Origin of the sequence: Flavobacterium sp. N1719 (assembly GCF_025947045.1) — a bacterium.
In the GTDB taxonomy this organism is placed as follows: domain Bacteria; phylum Bacteroidota; class Bacteroidia; order Flavobacteriales; family Flavobacteriaceae; genus Flavobacterium; species Flavobacterium stagni.
The window spans coordinates 107528-125321 of the sequence record NZ_CP109993.1 but is presented as its reverse complement, the minus strand read 5'-3'; the positions used below and the strand labels follow the sequence as shown (position 1 = coordinate 125321).

11 protein-coding genes are annotated in these 17794 nt (G+C 39.2%); 7 read left to right on the top strand and 4 right to left on the bottom strand.

Translation table 11 applies throughout. The annotated features are described in order from the left end of the window. Window positions 1-11: 11 nt before the first annotated feature. The gene (locus OLM45_RS00360) at window positions 12-338 is read left to right on the top strand and encodes a hypothetical protein (protein WP_129461600.1); all 327 of its coding nucleotides are present in this window, start codon (window positions 12-14) and stop codon (window positions 336-338) included. Here the strand turns inward: OLM45_RS00360 and OLM45_RS00355 are convergent. Continuing rightward, a complete protein-coding gene (locus tag OLM45_RS00355) occupies window positions 335-5083 on the bottom strand; it encodes a pre-peptidase C-terminal domain-containing protein (protein WP_264511001.1) in 4749 nt (1582 codons plus the stop codon). The genes OLM45_RS00360 and OLM45_RS00355 overlap by 4 nt on opposite strands. Before the next feature lie 157 nt (window positions 5084-5240). Then, window positions 5241-9998, bottom strand: a complete 4758-nt coding sequence (locus tag OLM45_RS00350; protein WP_264511000.1) for a T9SS sorting signal type C domain-containing protein — start codon at window positions 9996-9998, stop codon at window positions 5241-5243. A 465-nt stretch (window positions 9999-10463) separates the two neighbouring features. On the opposite strand from OLM45_RS00350, the gene OLM45_RS00345 reads away from it, so the two are divergent. From OLM45_RS00345 to hemL, 4 genes are read left to right on the top strand one after another with little or no spacing between them, the layout of a single operon-like run. Then, on the top strand, window positions 10464-12293 hold the full coding sequence (locus tag OLM45_RS00345; protein ID WP_264510999.1) for a T9SS type A sorting domain-containing protein: 1830 nt from the start codon (window positions 10464-10466) through the stop codon (window positions 12291-12293). A gap of 46 nt (window positions 12294-12339) precedes the next feature. Beyond that, window positions 12340-13233 carry a 1-aminocyclopropane-1-carboxylate deaminase/D-cysteine desulfhydrase gene (locus OLM45_RS00340; protein ID WP_264510998.1) on the top strand — a complete coding sequence of 298 codons (894 nt, stop codon included), beginning with the start codon at window positions 12340-12342 and terminating at the stop codon, window positions 13231-13233. Next, window positions 13226-14209, top strand: coding sequence for a glucosaminidase domain-containing protein (locus OLM45_RS00335; protein ID WP_264510997.1), 984 nt, complete (start codon window positions 13226-13228; stop codon window positions 14207-14209). The genes OLM45_RS00340 and OLM45_RS00335 overlap by 8 nt, the downstream gene beginning before the upstream one ends. Before the next feature lies 1 nt (window position 14210). Further along, window positions 14211-15497 (top strand): glutamate-1-semialdehyde 2,1-aminomutase, encoded by a 1287-nt coding sequence (gene hemL, locus OLM45_RS00330; protein ID WP_264510996.1) that lies wholly within the window; start codon window positions 14211-14213, stop codon window positions 15495-15497. 54 nt (window positions 15498-15551) lie between these two features. On the opposite strand, the gene OLM45_RS00325 is transcribed toward hemL, so the two are convergent. Both OLM45_RS00325 and OLM45_RS00320 read right to left on the bottom strand, forming a co-directional pair. Beyond that, window positions 15552-15905: a hypothetical protein gene (locus OLM45_RS00325; RefSeq protein ID WP_264510995.1), complete on the bottom strand. Its 354-nt coding sequence runs from the start codon at window positions 15903-15905 to the stop codon at window positions 15552-15554. 71 nt (window positions 15906-15976) lie between these two features. Next, entirely contained in the window at window positions 15977-16417 is a 441-nt protein-coding gene (locus OLM45_RS00320; RefSeq protein WP_264510994.1) for a hypothetical protein, read from the bottom strand. A gap of 63 nt (window positions 16418-16480) precedes the next feature. On the opposite strand from OLM45_RS00320, the gene OLM45_RS00315 reads away from it, so the two are divergent. After that, window positions 16481-16864: a hypothetical protein gene (locus OLM45_RS00315; protein ID WP_264510993.1), complete on the top strand. Its 384-nt coding sequence runs from the start codon at window positions 16481-16483 to the stop codon at window positions 16862-16864. A gap of 106 nt (window positions 16865-16970) precedes the next feature. Further along, window positions 16971-17771, top strand: a complete 801-nt coding sequence (locus OLM45_RS00310) for an MbnP family protein (RefSeq protein ID WP_264510992.1) — start codon at window positions 16971-16973, stop codon at window positions 17769-17771. Window positions 17772-17794: the final 23 nt, after the last annotated feature.

Genomic DNA, 17794 nt, shown 5'->3' with positions numbered 1-17794 from the left:
ACTTTGCAGGAATGAAAGTCATCGTTTCCAAATATTTAACGCCTGTTGGATTTCGTGCCCTCACGATTTATCCCTTTGTGATTCTTCGCAATGCCAAAGATGCGGAGGACAGCGTATTGATCAACCATGAAAAAATCCATTTGCGGCAGCAGCTGGAGTTGTTGTGGGTGTTTTTTTTCGTATGGTACGGTGTGGAGTTTTTGGTGCATTGGATGCGGTTAAACAATAAATATGCGGCTTATAAGGCGATTTCCTTTGAAAAAGAAGCCTATCAAAACGAAAAAGACCTTCACTATTTGAAGCGAAGGTCTTTTTGGAATTTTTTGTGTTTTTATTAGAAAATAATTTTATCAGTGGTTACAGTGCCGTTGGCCAATTGGGTTTGAATGATCAACGGAACCTTGTTTTTGGGTGTATTGATTAATTCCACCGAATATTCGTTATTACCTTCAAAAGTCCCTAGCACACGACCCAATAGATCCCTAACGGTGATGGTTTCAATCGGAATGGTGGTGGATTGCACCGTAATCGTTTCGTTAGTTACGATAGCGATTTCATTGGATAGGGTGCTTTCTTCTTGGCGTAAGTTATAATCATAGATGATGATAAATCGGTTGGTACGGGTGCCGGTGGTGCTGTAAAAACGGTAAGGTCCACTTTTTAAATTGTGGATGATATTCAAATCCTTATCACGGATGTAAATATTCTGACTTTGGAACATACCATCCACAGCGGCTAAGGCAATGTTATAGAAACCAGCCGATGGCGTTACGATACCTACTGGGACTTCATCCATAGAGTTAAAGGGAAGTGCCCGACCTTGAATTTGGAATTTATCGGTTCCAATAAGTGTAAAAATACTCATGGCGCCTGTGGTTAGGGTATTGCTATCAAAGAAATTATCTTTTCCTTGTGTTGCTCCTTGAACGTAGCCTACAAGCGTGCGATCTGATACCAGATTGCTGTTAACGATATCCAACCAGAAACGGTGGCGTTCGATATTTACATTTACTGGCGGTTCGATAATGTAATCGGAAGAACGGTAAAAGTTACTGTTGTCATACGTATTGCTGCGTAAACCATTGTTGAAGGTTACGACATCACTGGTAGCGGGTCCGTCAATCATTTGTACAAAGAAACCTTGTCCGGCGCCAATGAAATAATCACTGGATGCAGCGGGACAACAACTCGTACCTGTAAAGTTGTAGGTCAAATAATCCCCAGGTGAATAGTTGTATTGGTAGGTATTGTAAAACGGACTCGCGATTTGAGAAGGTAGCGTTCCGTGGGTCCAAATCTTGATATTCCCCATGATTTTTGTTCGGTTGTTGAACAAAAATTGGCTGGCGCGAATCGAGGACGGGTAGGGGTTGCCTAGCAAATTCCAGTTGTCGCTATAGTTGTTGATTTCAGTGCCATTGGTTCCGGCATGATACGCAGTATTGGTGTCCGAACCTCTTGAGATGGCTGCTGTAATGGTACCATTATTGGGTACGCCAGTAAAAGTATTCACCAATAATGAGGCTGTTGTGTTGTTAAACGAATCGGGACCGCGAGCGATATAACCACGCGCTGTTGTCATGGTATTGCCAACGGCCATTTCCCAGTTACCTTGACCACCGTTGGTATTGGCAATCGTTGGATTCCATTTCCATATGTATCCTGTTGTTGTGGGTGCGCCGATATTGCTGGTGTTGAATCCAGCCACGGGAGACGACCAATAGACATAATCGAATTTTCGGATAAGAGCATTACGGGTATAGTTGATGTTTCCAGTATTGGCTACATTATTGATTTGAACTAAACTAGCATTGTTTTGAATGTTAAATGTTGCTGTTGGTTCGACAGTAATCCAGTCAGTAACCGTGAGTGAATTGTTGGAGACAACGGTTAGTGTTGCACCATTTCGAATAATTAAGTTGCCCGCATATGCTTTGTAATTACTGCCAGAAATTATAGGATTATTCGCTGTTACAGGAATAATAACACAATCATCATATTCAGGAATAGAGCTGTTAGGTGTCCAGTTGTTTGGTTTATTCCAATCTGTATCAACCGATCCATTCCACGAAAGAAGTTGTTCTACATTTACAGTGGTATCATCCAAGACATCCATTACCGCTCCATTACAAAAAGTATAGCGGATACGTGCTGTATAGGTAGTGGTTGCTGTAGGACAAACGTTGATCGTAGGAGTTGTGCCAACAACAGGGCCCGATGTTCCCGCGCCTTCAAACCATGTTACGGTAGTGATAGAAGGTCCAGCTGGCATAAAACGCCATGCTTCATTGGTAGTGGTCCAATCGGGATCTAGTGAGTTTCGGTTAGGTGCCACAACCGCTTGAGTTGCGGTATTGTTTTGAATACCGATAACGGCATTTCCACTATTCCATGTTGGACATACCCGTTTTTCACGTACGTAAACATCGATGATATTGGTGTTTTCATACAGTACAATCATTCCTGTATACAATAAATTGTTACAAGTTGAGGAAAACATAGGTACTTCATTCCAGCCAATAATCATAGCACGACAACCGGATGGCATGGTTACCAATTCCCAACCTACTTCTCCACCTTTACTGGGGTCAATATCGTGATAAACACCAAAAATGGAATTTAAGAATAGCGAGGTGCTGGGAAGGTTATTGCTGAATGACCAGTTGTTGTAACCGCCTGGGGTATTGTTGGTTGTGTTAAAAGATACCACTCCATTCGAACCAATAATTAGATTGCTGTATGTATTTCCATAAAAGCAAAAATTAAAAGGCAAAGTGATGAGCCCAGACCACACATCATCTACATTGATACTGATGGAATTTGCCAAACAGCCGTATTGATAAGGAGGCGCGTAAGGGATAGATGAAACGGTATACGTTGAAGTATTGCCTAAATCCTTGTAAGTGGCCTCTAATGTTGTACAAGAAGAAGTTCCACAAGCGGTGATAGGTGTAGGATCACTACCATTTAAGCCTAAACCACCGGCAACGTTGGTTGGACAGCCGGTTGAATTATTGCCATTGCCGCTACCAGGAAGACAAGGAGTGGTCACACAAATGGAGAACGTACCTTGTGATGCTCCAGTTGAAAAAGTGTATACGCGAATATAGTAAATGGTACCCACTGTTAGTCCTGTCAAAGTGATGCTTTCATTGGAAGCTCCAGTAGTATTATTAACACAGTTCATGCTAGTTAAAGCACCACATGTTCCACTAAAAACTTGAATAACTGCGTTGGCCATAGATCCGGGTGTTACTGTAATCATGTGATTTGTATCATAGGCTTCGAAAGTAAACCAAACATCATCATCGGCACCACCGACACAACCTGCCATGGATGAAGTTGCTCCAGAAGTTGTGCTATTAGTAGGAATTGTACAGGTTGTTGTTGGGTTTACAGCTAATGCAATTGCATTAGCACAATCATCGTTGGAAGGTGGGCCTGGAGTGGTCACACAAATTCCGAAAGTACCGTTATTGTCGTTTCCAAATTCCCAAAAACGAACATAGATAGTAGCGCCAGGAGTGAGTCCCGTTGCCGTTAATGAGGGCATGAGTCCGTTGGCACTCGAGTCGTCATCACAGGAAAGTAAATTCAATCCGCCGCAATTACCTGTGTATATAGCCATACCACCATCAGTGACACTTCCTGTTTGCGTATCTATGGTTACGATTCCTGTTGAAGGTACAATAATTTTGAACCAAACATCGCCACCTGAATAACTCGCACATCCTGGAGCGGGTACTCCAGAACTTGCAGTTGTTCCCGCATTCGTGTAGGTTACATAGTTGCAAAGTGAAGTCACTGGAAGAGTAATGGCGCCTGCACAATCATCATTTATAGGGGCAGGCACTGGGCAGTTAATAGTAAAACTTGCCGAGCCTCCTGTCGAACTTTCAGGGTCGAGTAAAAGGTAATATTGAGTTCCTGCTGTAAGTGCAAAATTAGCGCTTGTTGCTGCGCCCGTTAAATCATCGATACAGGTCCAACCGGTACTGCTACATCCACCCGATACCGCTTTAAATTGATAGTCGATATAACCAAAAGAGGCTGATTGAATGATGGAATAATTGCCTGAAACCGATGGGGTAAATGTGTAAATGATTTCTTTTCCAGGTGTAGTAAAACCACAAGCGGAAGTGCTGTAAGAACCATTTCCTGCAGCTATAGTTGCGGTAGTTGAAACCCCACAATCGCTGATATTTGCAATACTACTACACGGATTGTAAGTGGGTGTACAGGAACGAGAGATGGTGAAGTTTCCAGTGGTTGTTCCCGTTGTCCAATAAGCAATGTATATAAAATAATTTACTCCGGCTGTAGTAACAAAAGTATAGGTTTCTGTTCCACCTGAGAGTCCGCTATCCTGACAAGTTAAGTTTGTAAAACTTCCGCAAGTACCACTTGAAATAGACATTTCATGATCGTATCCCGCAGCAGCTGTGGTAGAAATAGTCGTTTCTTGTCCATCGCCAGTGAATTTGTACCAAACACCGTTGTTACTCATGCTACAAGTTGTACCATGATTGGTAGATCCGTTGGTTCCAATTGTGGTTCCAGCGAGATTGGTAGTGCCGCAATTTAAAGTGGTGGCATTGGCACAAGAATTATTGGCTGGAGCCGAAGTTACGCATAAACTTGTTAGAGTTAAATCGTTGGTCCCTACATTTAAAACACGGATATAATAGGTACCATTAGCAAGTGGTGAAGCCGTATTTAATGTTTCGGTTTGCGTTCCATTGGTGGTTGTCGCATTGGCACAAGCTATTTGAGTTAGGGAGCCACAGGTACCTGAGAGCAGTTGTAAGGCGATATTTCTGTTGTTACCTACACCCACAATAGATATGTTTTGGGGTCCCGCAGTTACTGTAAAAGTATACCATCCTTCACGAGTGATGGTTCCCGAACAATTATACCCCAAATTTCCATTTTCAATTGTGGTGTCAGTTAATGTTTTGTTAGTTGAACAAGCACCATTAATAGTAATAGAAGTTGCGGTAGCGCATGTAGTTGCTTGAGCATTGGTTAGGGTGGGTAGTAGGCATAGGAATAGTATTCCGATTAGGGCGTAAATGTTTTTCATGTGTTTTTGTTTCTATTCGTGTTTCTACCACAAAATTTAGCAAAAAAAAACGACTTTTAACAGAAACTCGATAAACGGTTATAATTTCAGACTAAGTACAAAATAATGAAGCCCCTGCTGGTGCAGAGGCTTCATTATTAACAATTTAAGTAAGGTGTTAATAAATAATTTTTTCCGTTTTAAAATCGCCATTCGCCAATTTTACTTGTACGATTAAAGGTTGGTTATTTCTAGGGATTGAGTTGATTGTAAATTCATTTTCTTTAATACCTTGAAATCTTCCCAATGTTCTACCTAATGTATCAAAAACGGTTATCTCTTCGATAGATTGTAGTGTGTTTTGTACTTCAATGTTTTCTTTTGCAATGATATACAATTCATCGTTTCCATTCATTTTGAGTGTCGTACTCGGTTGCGTGTTATAGATGATGATGAATCGATTCAATCGAGTCCCTGCATTGCCATAGAAACGGTACGGACCAACTCGTAAATCATGAATAATGTTCAAATCTTTATCTTTAATATAAATTGCTTGGTTTTGGAACATTCCGTCAACAGCTGCTAAAGCAATATTGTAGAAACCAGTACTCGGGATATGTACTCCTACTGCAACTTCATCATTAATGTTGAAGGGTAGGGAACGACCTTGGATTTGGAATTTTTCAGTTCCAATCATCGTGAAGATTGCCATGTTTCCGGAAACCATCGTATTACTATCAAAGAAATTGTCGTTACCATTGGTCGCTGTTTGAACATAACCAACAAGTGTACGATCAGAAACCATGTTTGCGTTCACTAAGTCCAACCAAAAACGGTGACGTTCTAAATTGACATTAGCAATTTCTGCATTGATATAGGAAGACGATCGGTAAAAAGTTGTATTGGCATACGTATGATTTCGCAATGAATTATCAAATAACAATGTATTTGTGGCCGCTGGTCCGTCAATCATTTGAACAAAGAATCCTTGTCCAGCTCCAATAAAATAATCGTCTGACATTGCTGGACAACAACTTGTTCCTGTGAAATTATACGTTAGATAATCACTTGGGTTGTAGTTGTATTGGTACGTGTTATAGAACGGACTAGCAATGGCAGAAGGCAAGTTGCCATGTGTCCAAACTTTAATGTTACCAAGGATTTTAGAACGGTTGTTGAACAAAAATTGACTCGCACGAATTGCGGATGGATACGGGTTGCCCACCAAGTTCCAGTTGTCACTGTAGTTGGTAATTTCGCTTCCATTCGTTCCTGTATGGTAAGCAGTGTTAATATCCGATCCACGAGCAATGGTATAAGAGATATTTCCGTTATTAGGTACACCTGTAAACGTTGTACTTAATGAAAGCGGCACAGCATTTCCAAAGGAATTAGGTCCACGCACTATATATCCACGTCCAAGAGTCATTGTATTACCTAAAGCAAATTCCCAGTTTCCTTGTCCTCCATTGGTATTTGCAATAGTTGGATTCCATTTCCAAATGTAGCTTGAAGTTGTAGGTGCGCCGATATTGCTAACATTATAATTAGCAACAGGGGATGACCAATAAACATAATCGTAACCACGGATAGAAACATTTCGTTTATAATTGACATTCCCCGTATTGGCTACATTGTCAATTTGAACAAGGCTTCCTCCGTTTTCAACGGTAAAGGTTGCGGTGGGTTCGATGGTTATGGTGTTTTTAACGGTAAGACTGTTGTTGGTGTCTACAGTTAGCGAAGCACCGTTGTATACAATAAGATTTTTAGCCTCCGCAAATGATTCTGTTTCAGAAATTAAAGGGTTGTTTGGCGTAACGGGTACCATAACACAATCATCCAATGTAGGAATAGCATTGTCTGGCGACCAGTTGTTTTGATCATACCAATCTGTACTTACTGATCCGTTCCATGTTTTACGATCCAGAACACTTACGGTGGTGTCATCCGTAACTTCTAAAATAGTACCATTACAGAATGTATAAGTAACTTTTGCTGTATAAGTTGTTGTTGCCACAGGACAAACGTTGATTGTGTTAGTCGTTCCCACAACAGGTCCGCTAGTACCCACGCCTTCATACCAAGTAATGGTTGAAATTGACGCTCCGGAAGGAGTAAATCTCCAAGCCTCATTCGTGGTATTCCAATCGGCGCTTAAAGAGTTTCTATTTGGAGCTACTACTGCCGCAGTTCCAGTTGCATTCTGAATACCAATTACAGCATTACCTGAATTCCAAGAAGCACAGGTGTTTTTTTCTTTTACATATATGTCAATGATGTTTGAATTTTCATACAATACAATCATCCCAGTATATAACAAGTTGTTACAAGTTGTTGAGAACATAGGTACATCTTTCCATCCAATAACCATAGCTCTACAGCCTGAGGGTAGTGTAATTAATTCCCATCCTACTTCACCACCTTTACTTGGGTCAATGTCGTGATATACCCCAAAGATGGTATTCAGGAACATAGCATTTGAGGGTAAGTTTGTATTAAAACTCCATTGACTATATCCTCCTGGAGTATTGTTTACTGTGTCAAATGAAACGGTACCATTGGAACCAATAATCACTTGGTTGTAATTGTTGCCATAATAACAGAAGTTGAAAGGTAATGAAATGTTGTTAGACCAAACATCATCTACATAAACACTGATTGAATTGGCTAAACAACCAAATTGATAAGGGGGTTGGTAAGCAATATTTTGGACAGTATAGTTAGTTGTTGTTCCTAACGCAGTATAGTTAGCTTCAAGCGTTGAGCAAGTTGAAGTACCACATCCTGTTACAGGAGCGGGATCAACCCCACCCGAACCTTGTGCACCAACAACAGCAGCAACACATCCGTTGGAATTGGTTCCAATCCCATTACCTAAAATACAAGGTGTTGCTACACAGATATTGAAGTCACCTTGTGATGAACCAGAACTGAAACTGTAAACTCGAATATAATAGGTTGCTCCAATTGTTAACCCTGTTAATGTTGTTGTTTCTGGAGTAGAAGCAGTTGTATTATTAATACAGGCTAAACTTGTTAAAGAAGCACACGTTCCACTGTATACTTGAAAAACAGCATTCCCTAAGGTAGTTGGAGTAACTGTTACAATATGACTGTCATCTTTAGCTACAAAACGGAACCAAACATCATCATCTGCTGTTCCTGAACATCCGGCAGAAGATAACGTTGCACCAGCGGTTGTTGAATCAACAGAGAATGTACAATTGATTGTTGGGTTTACATTTATTGTGGTCGCCCCTGAGCAGTTGTCATTTCCGGGGATTGGTGGTGTTGAAACACAAATTTCAAATGTTCCTGCTTCATTGTTGCCTTCATCCCAAATACGGATATATGCAGTAGTACCTGCAGCTAAACCAGTTGCATACAAATAGGGCATAGCACCATTCGAACTGGAATCATCGTCACAAGAATGTAAATTTAAGGTGCCGCATGAGCCCGTATATAATGCCATACCTAAATTTGACAAAGTACCAGTTTGTGTATCAATACTAATAATACCTGAAGAAGGTACAACAACACGATACCAAATATCGCCACCCATGTAATTACCACAAGAAGGTGACGCTACTGCGCTATTTGTTGCACTAACAAGTGTATAGTTTGAAAAAGTACAGGTCGAATTAACTGTCAAGGCGATTGCTCCAGCACATTCATCATTAGCAGGTGCAGTAGGCGGACAATTTACAGTGAAATTTACGCTACCTCCTGTTGTATTATTTGTATCTAAAATGAAATAATACTGCGTTCCAGCAATCAAAGAAAAATAGCCAGAAGTTGCAGCACCATTATAAGCACCGATACAGGTTAGCCCCGTTGCATTACATCCACTTGATGCCGTTTTGAAACCATAATTAATAGTTGAAAAGGAAGACGTTTGATTGATGCTATAATAGCCGCTTGTAGTGGGTGTGAAACTGTAAATTAACTCACGTCCAGTTGTCGTATTTCCACAGGCTGATGTTGCGTAGATGCCATTACCAGCACTTATTGTGCCTGAATTTGCAACGCCACAAGTAGTTATGTTCGTAATTGTGCTACAGGGATTGAAGATGGGAGCGCAAGTTCTTGAAATCGTAAAAGCGCCAGTAGTTGACCCTATAGCATTCGACGCTACATATACATAATAATTGACACCGGATGTTGTATTAAAAATGTAGGTTTCGGTTCCTCCTGCTACTGCTAAATCTTGACATGTAATAGTTGTTAAACTGCCACAAGAACCACTTACGATGGCCATTTCATGATTAAAGCCCGTAATGGCAGTGGTGCTTACAGTTGTTTCTTGTCCATCTCCAATAAAAGAATACCACACTCCATTATTACTCATTGTACAACCCGTATTGTGATTTGTTGCTCCAGTAGTTCCATAAGTACTACCGGGTAAAGCAGAAGTTCCACAAGGTAAATTTGTAGCTGTTGCACAAGTGATATTGGTAGGTGTAGGCCCAGTAATACACAAATTCGTCAAATTCATATTGTTATTGCTACCAACATTTAAAACTTTAACATAATATATTCCTGGAGTTAGTGATTGAGTAATTGATTCCGAGTGTGCACTATTTGTATCAGTAGCATTAGCACATGCAATTTGAGTTAATCCAGTGCAACTAGAAGAAGATGATATTAACATTAAAGCAAGGTTTTGATTGCTAGCAGAAGCTGATATTGTAATTGTCTGCGTAGATCCAGAAACTGTGAATGTATACCATCGTTCTCTTCTAAACGTGCCTGGACAAGTGCCATAATTTGGGGTGTTTTGAGTGTTATCACTCACCGTACCCGAAACACATGGTCCATTAATATACAGTGTTTGGGCTGTTGCACAATTGGTTTGGGCATTTGATACAACTGCTGTAAGTAAAAGGAAGAAAAAGAATATTCTATTCCAAGGGTGAAGTAGTTCTTTTTTCATGTCTTTAAGATTTTATGTTTTTGATTTAGGGTTTTGGAATTTTTTGCATTTTGTGATGAAAATAGTTCCATTGATTTGATTTTGTACGTCAAATATAAGGGCTATGGTTTTATATAATAACGACGAAATGCATAAAAAATCGATGAAATACACAAAAAGTATTTGTAATAATGAAAAAACTTACAAATAAAATACATTCACCTATAGATGAAAGTAAGAAAAAGATTATGAAGCAAATTAGTAGTAAAGGTCACTATTTTGCTTTGAATTCTTTTTTTTTCTTGTTTTATAGAATTCTAAGCAAAAATTTATAAATAATGAATAATTTTGAGTTGTTGAAACGTCTATATTTCAACGAATTAAAAGGGTTTTTACGTTAAAAGATGCATTTCATCGATTTTTTTGTATTTTTCATCGATTGTATTGAGATTATTCTTACTTTTACAATACCAAAACTATTTGATTATGAAAAGATTACTACTAATGCCCGTTATTATGTTGTTTTTCCTACCCAAAGGGAATGCACAATTGTATGTAAGTAATAATAGTTATGTGTTCAATAGGGGCACTTTACTATATTCTGGTAGCAACTTAGAACTAAATGGTAACAATAGCTACTTATATCTTAGAAATGGAGGCCAGTTTCTACAAGGTACTTCAGGATCTTCCTCCAATAAAGGAGTAGGTAAACTTTCTGTTTTTCAAGAAGGTACGTCAAATCAATTTGCCTACAATTATTGGTGTTCACCGGTAGGAAACGCCTCTGCTGGTTCAGGAAATGAGGATTTCGGAATTTCGATGTTAAATGTTCCCACCACAGTTACTACAAGTAACCCCGCAACATTAACCTCTGCTGGTTATGATGGAATTTCTTCCACTGGAGCAGTAACCATAGCATCGTATTGGATCTGGCGTTTTTTATCTTCAACTAACTACGCCCAATGGGTTCAATCCGGTGCCTCTACCAATATTGGTCCTGGACAAGGATTTACGATGAAAGGAGTTAGCGGTTCTGATGCCACGAATCCAAGTGAAGCTACTTCAAATAATCCAGGGAATAGCCAACGCTATGATTTTAGAGGAAAACCCAATGATGGAACTATCGTAGTCAATGTTGGTTCAGGGGCTTCTACTTTAACAGGAAATCCCTATCCCTCTGCTATTGATTTGAATGCATTCCTAACGGATCCATCTAATTCTGCCATCGACGGTACTGCCTTATTTTGGGAGCACGATAATACAGTAAATTCACATAACATTGTGGATTATCGTGGAGGTTATGGTGTGTATAATGGTTTGACGAGTGTCTATACTCCGGCTACTTTTTATACCTATGATTTAGGAGGAAATCCAGGCACTGTTTACAGTTCGCCAAATAATATGTATCAACGTCGCTTTTCGCCTATTGGCCAAGGATTTATGGTGCGCGGTGTCACTAATGGAAGTGTACATTTAAAAAACTCACATCGTGTATATGTACAAGAAGGTGTGGCTAATTTATCGCAATTCCAACGTAATGCTAATCAGACAAATTCTATTGGGGCAGTCAATTTTTGGGACATACCCAATGTGGCGGGTGTAGATTATACGCAGTTATCCATGGCACCAACACCCCATTTTACTGTAAATGCTTCTTTGGGTGGGAATGCAGTACGACAAATAGCCGTTTGTTTTTTACCCAATGCCATCGATGGAATTGATAAAGCCGATTCTAAATCTCCAGATGCGGCTTCCAATTTACCAGCGGATATGTATTTGGTGCTAGAAAATGAACCGTTTGTACATTCTACAACTTCATTTGATATTAGTAAGCGATTTAATGTTGGATTTAAATCCAATGCAGCTACAACGTTTACTGTAATGGTTAAAGATTTAATTAATTTTGACTTGGCAGAAAATATTTATTTGTTTGATAATACCACAGGATTATATCACGATATTAAAAATCAATCCTACAGCATCACCTTGCCTACTGGAACAATTAATGACCGTTTTCAAATTACATTTACCGATGAAGCGTTAGGGAGTACTACTTTTGATGCTGGAAAATTGGATGTGCTTCAGAATAACGCCAATCAAATGCTTACCATTAATAATCCAACGCAATATGAATTGGCCGAAGTGAGTTTGTACGATATGCTGGGTAAAATGATTTTTACTAAGAAAAATGTTGGTAATAATTCCACCTATGAATTTTCAACAAGCGGTTTGTCAGAAGGCATATATATTGCTCGTTTAAAAACCGCTGAGGGACATACCCTAAGTAAAAAAGTGATTATCGAAAGAGTTCAATAAGAAGAGGGAGCAATTAGCTCCCTTTTTTATTATAATTTTGCAACCCATGAAGGTTGAAACGAATTATATTGGAACATTCAATGATGTACAATTGTATGTACGGCGTGAAGATTTAATTCATCCGCTCATTTCGGGTAATAAATTCCGAAAACTCTTTTATAACTTACAATACATTCAAGAGCAGCAGTATACTTCAGTGCTCACTTTTGGGGGTGCCCATTCTAATCATATTGCGGCAACGGCTTTTGCTGCTTTTGAAAATAAGGTGAATACCATTGGAGTTATTCGAGGTGATGAATTAATGGATTCCAAGCTGTGGAGTCCGACCCTAATTCAAGCCCATCAATGGGGTATGCAGTTTGTTTTTGTCTCTCGTAATGATTTTAGAGTTTTAAAAACAAATACAGCTTATTGGCAATCGCTTTATCCTAAAGCTTATATTTTGCCAGAAGGGGGTACCAATTCGTTAGCCATAAAAGGGTGTTCAGAAATATTGACTCCAGAAGATATTTGCTATGATTTTATTGCCACAGCAGTAGGTACAGGAGGGACCATTTCCGGACTCATTCATGCAAATTTGGCCAATGTGAAAATTTTAGGTTTTCCCGCCTTGGTAGGTGATTTTTTACGGCAAGATATTTGTAGCTTTGCATCCGGAAACAATTGGGATTTAATAAACGGATACGAGTTTGGTGGATATGGTAAAATAACTCCAGAACTGATTGCGTTTATAAATACATTTTATCGCGATTTCAAAATACCGCTTGACCCCATTTATACAGGTAAAGCAATGTTTGGAATACTCGATAAAATACAATCGGGTTATTTTCCTAAAGGTTCGAAAATTCTCTTTATACATACCGGTGGTTTGCAAGGAATATCGGGTGTAAATGCAATTTTGCAAAAGAAAAAACAGCCCTTAATTCAAGTCTATGAATAAAGTCTTTCTTTTTTTATTGGTGTCATTTTTTGTGATGAGTTGCGGTACCTCTCATCCTGTAGTGCGTACAACAAAGCCCGTAGCACAAACCCCAAAAAAAACCGATCCACGAAAAGGGACACGTCCTAATGCTGCTCCCGTAAAACAGAATACTACTCCGGTTGCAACTACTGATAAACCGTCATCAACTTCTTCCCATTCGACGTCAAATTCCAAAGCAACAGCACCCGATAATAACGCGTCTACAGATTCGGTTAATCAACAGCCTACAGAAGTTCTTCAAGCTACTACAACGGTGAAAGTAACTACTGCAATGGTGTTGGCATACATTGATAAGTACAAAGAAATTGCCAAGAAAGACATGGTCGATTACGGCATTCCCGCTAGTATTACTTTAGGTCAAGGTATTTTGGAATCGGGGGCGGGGAGCGGACCCTTAAGTACGCAAGCCAACAATCATTTTGGAATCAAATGCCATAAAGAATGGACAGGACCAAGTGTGAGTTATGACGATGATTCCGCTGGCGAATGTTTTCGAAAATATTCTCATCCGCACGAATCATTTAAAGACCATTCGATGTTTTTAGTCTCACGAGAACGCTATGCTGCATTATTTCGTTTGGAACAAGACGATTACAAAGGGTGGTCAAGAGGACTAAAAGCCGCAGGATATGCTACTGATCCCGCTTATCCTACAAAATTAATTACCTTAATTGAAAAGTACCAATTGTATCGTTTTGACGCAGAAGTGTTGGGGAAACCTGTGCCCCAAATTATACAATCTAAAGATTCAATTGCCGTTGATAAACCTACTGTTTTTCCAGTGAAAACAATTGGTAATCAGCATGTGGTAACCAAAGGAGATACCTTGTTTTCCATCGCTAAAAAATACAATATGTCGGTGGATGATTTGAAAAAGAAAAATAACTTAACTGAAAACGCCATTTCCATTGGCCAAACCTTGAGTGTAAATTAATATGCAATACCAAAGAAGTAGTCAGCTTTTTGCACAAGCTGAACAAGTTATTCCCGGCGGTGTAAATTCGCCAGTTCGCGCTTTTAAAGGCGTTGGAGGAACGCCAATTTTTGTGTCCAAAGCCAAAGGCGCGTATCTCTATGATGAAGACGGAAACCGATTAATTGATTATATCAATTCTTGGGGGCCTATGTTGTTAGGTCATGCGTATGAGCCTGTAATTTCGGCAATAAAAGAACGTGCCGATCGCGGAACATCATTTGGAATGCCTACCGAACTCGAAACCCAAATTGCTGCATTGGCCATTTCGATGGTGCCCAATATTGATAAAATCCGTTTCGTAAATTCAGGTACAGAAGCTTGTATGAGTGCCATACGTTTGGCGCGCGGATTCACAAAACGCGATAAGATCATAAAATTTGCGGGTTGCTATCACGGCCATTCCGATTCGTTTTTGATTCAAGCCGGAAGCGGAGCAAGTACGTTTGGAACACCCAATAGTCCGGGTGTAACACAAGGTACGGCTAAAGACACTTTACTAGCCCAATACAACAATTTACAAAATGTCCAACAGTTGTTGGAAGCCAATCCCAATGAAGTGGCAGCAATCATTGTAGAGCCTGTGGCTGGTAATATGGGGTGTGTTCCACCGCTTGAGGGATTTTTAGAAGGTTTACGTGACCTTTGTACGGCACACGGTACATTGTTGATATTTGACGAAGTGATGACTGGATTTCGCCTTGCAAAAGGAGGAGTTCAAGAGCGCTTGCAAATTGCTGCTGATATTGTTTGTTTCGGAAAAGTGATTGGTGGGGGTTTACCCGTCGGTGCATTTGCGGCTCGAAATGAAATCATGAATTATTTGGCACCCGTCGGACCTGTTTATCAGGCGGGTACTCTTAGTGGGAACCCATTAGCGATGGCAGCGGGATATGCGATGTTGCAGGCAATCAATGAAGACGCAACACTCTTTGAACGCCTTGATGCAAAAACAGCTTATTTACACGAAGGCATGGATCAGGTGTTAAAAGCCTCAGGAATTGACTATACGATTAATCGATTGGGGTCCATGATTTCGGTTCACTTTGATGCACGACCTGTTATTGATTTTGATTCGGCAAAAAATGGCGACAATGAGCGCTTTAAAAAGTTTTTCCATGGATTGTTGCAGGAAGGGGTTTACATTGCTCCTTCAGCCTATGAAACATGGTTTATTACGGATGCGTTAACGTATGAAGATTTAGATTTCACAATTGAAGCTGTCGCTAAAGTGATAAAACAACTATAAATAAAAAAAAGCTCCTTTACGAGGAGCTTTTTTTATACAATATAAATTTCTTTTTTATTTCGTAGTCTTGGTTTTTGTTGCTTTTCCAACAAGGCGCTCAAAAACAGCGGTGTTAGCTTCTAAAGTAGCCATTTGTTGAGGCGACAACGTTCCTCTGATTTTAGCTTCAATTACATGACTCATCTCCGTTTTGCGCTCAACACTTAAATTCTTATTGGTTAAAACTTCATGTTTCATTTCAAACAAGTGGAAAAAATCCTCAATTTGCGTATCGGGTAATCCAACAAGCTGCGCCAATTCTACTGCATCTTTCTTAGCCAATTCTTGAACTGACAATTCTTTTTCTTGAGCATTCATGCTTAAGGTTGTTGCAAAAAATAAGACCAAAGCTGCAATTAATTTTTTCATTGGAAATTGATTTTGAATTGAATAATAAGTCAAAGATATACTTTTTTAGCTATAAACCAAAAAAAAGAAAGTTAAGGCTTTGCCTCTTTGGTAGGTTCGCCCAACTCAGTCCCATTTTCAGCCATCATTTTTCTTTTAGGACGCAATCCTTCTTCAAAAATTGTATACTGCTCAGGGGAAAGAATCTTTTTCATTTCTTCTTTAAACGCATTTTCTTCTGCATCCCGTTTTTGGCGAAGTTCGGCTAGTTCCGCTTTAGTTTTCAAAGCGCCGTTGTCTTTTTTACCTTTTAATTCGGCAATATGAGCCTCACGATTTTGGACAATTTTTTCAACTAAAGGAAGAATTTTATCTTTCTGTTCTGTAGTTACCGTTAATCCTTTTGTCAAACGATTGTACAAAATAGTAGTTTTTTCTGCAGTGGTTAATTTTGGAGGAGTCCCCGTTTTTTCTACTTGTGCATTCACGAAAACACAAGTGAAAAAGACCATGATAAACACGAATTTTTTCATTTCTCTCTTTTTTTAGAATATTACTAAATTAAAGTTTCAGGGTTTAAAATTACTTAAAATTATATGTATTTTTGCAAAGTGAAACAAAGTGTACTCATAATTGTTTTTTTATTGGTGTTCAAACCCGTATTTCCGGTGGTTGATTACTTTTTGAATTATGAGTATATTGCTAAAGTTTTGTGCGAAAATAAAGCGAAACCCGAACTGAAATGTAACGGAAGGTGTCACTTGATGAAACAATTGGCCAAAGCTTCCGAAACAGAAAAGTCTGAACAGAAAGACAAAAAAAGCAATGTCAAAGTAGAGTGGGAAATTCCATTTGTGCTAACTGAAGTTGAATCAGTTCGTATTCCAATTGAGCCCCTATATTATATTCCAATTCCTTCCTATTCCAATCAGTATTCGTATACATTGAATACAACATTTTTTCATCCACCAACCGTTTAAAAATTTTCTTAATCTTTTCATCCACATCACTGTGGATATTTTCACTATGTCTTCAACCAAGACATGGTGTACTCTATTATTATTTTTAAATTTTTAAACTGTTTATATGAAAGTTTTTTTCAAAAATATGGCGGTAGTTGTGACTATGGCCCTTACTTTACTATCTTGTTCAAATGATGATGCCAACTCCAATATCACTGGTGAAGGAACATTAAAATTAGAATTTGACAATGTTTATAAATCGGCTGATTTGGCCATGAATACAGCCTATACCAATTCCAATAGCGAAGTGGTTAAGGTTTCTAAATTGAAATACATTATTAGCAATATCAAACTCACAAAAGAAGACGGAACGGTTTTTACCTATCCCAAAAGTCAGAGCTACTTTATTGTAGATGAATTGACACCTACTTCATTACTTTTAAACTTAACCAATGTTCCCGCAGGTAATTATACGAAAGTAACTTTCGGTATCGGCGTTGATCAAGATCAATTTAATTTGGGCGCTACAGGTCAAGGTGATTTCTTAACACAAGCACAAAATGCAGGCATGATGTGGTCATGGAGCGCAGGGTATAAGTTTGTCGCTTTTGAAGGGACATTTACGGCTCCTTCAGTTTCTTCAGACACTTCGTTTATGGTGCATACAGGCCAAACAGGAACCGATTATAATTATGCTACGGTAACGTTGAACTTCCCGTCTAATGCCTTGGTTCGTACAAACATTACGCCTCAAGTGCACATTATGGCAGATGCATCACAATTGATTGATGGTACCAACACCATCTCTTTATCAGCCGCTAATGGTATGGGAATGGGTGCTATGATTATGGGTGGTTCCAATTTAGCATTGATTACTGCAAATTTGGCGAATATGTTCGAAGTCGAACACGTTCATAATGACTAAAAATGATAAAGGCGTTGCTAAGG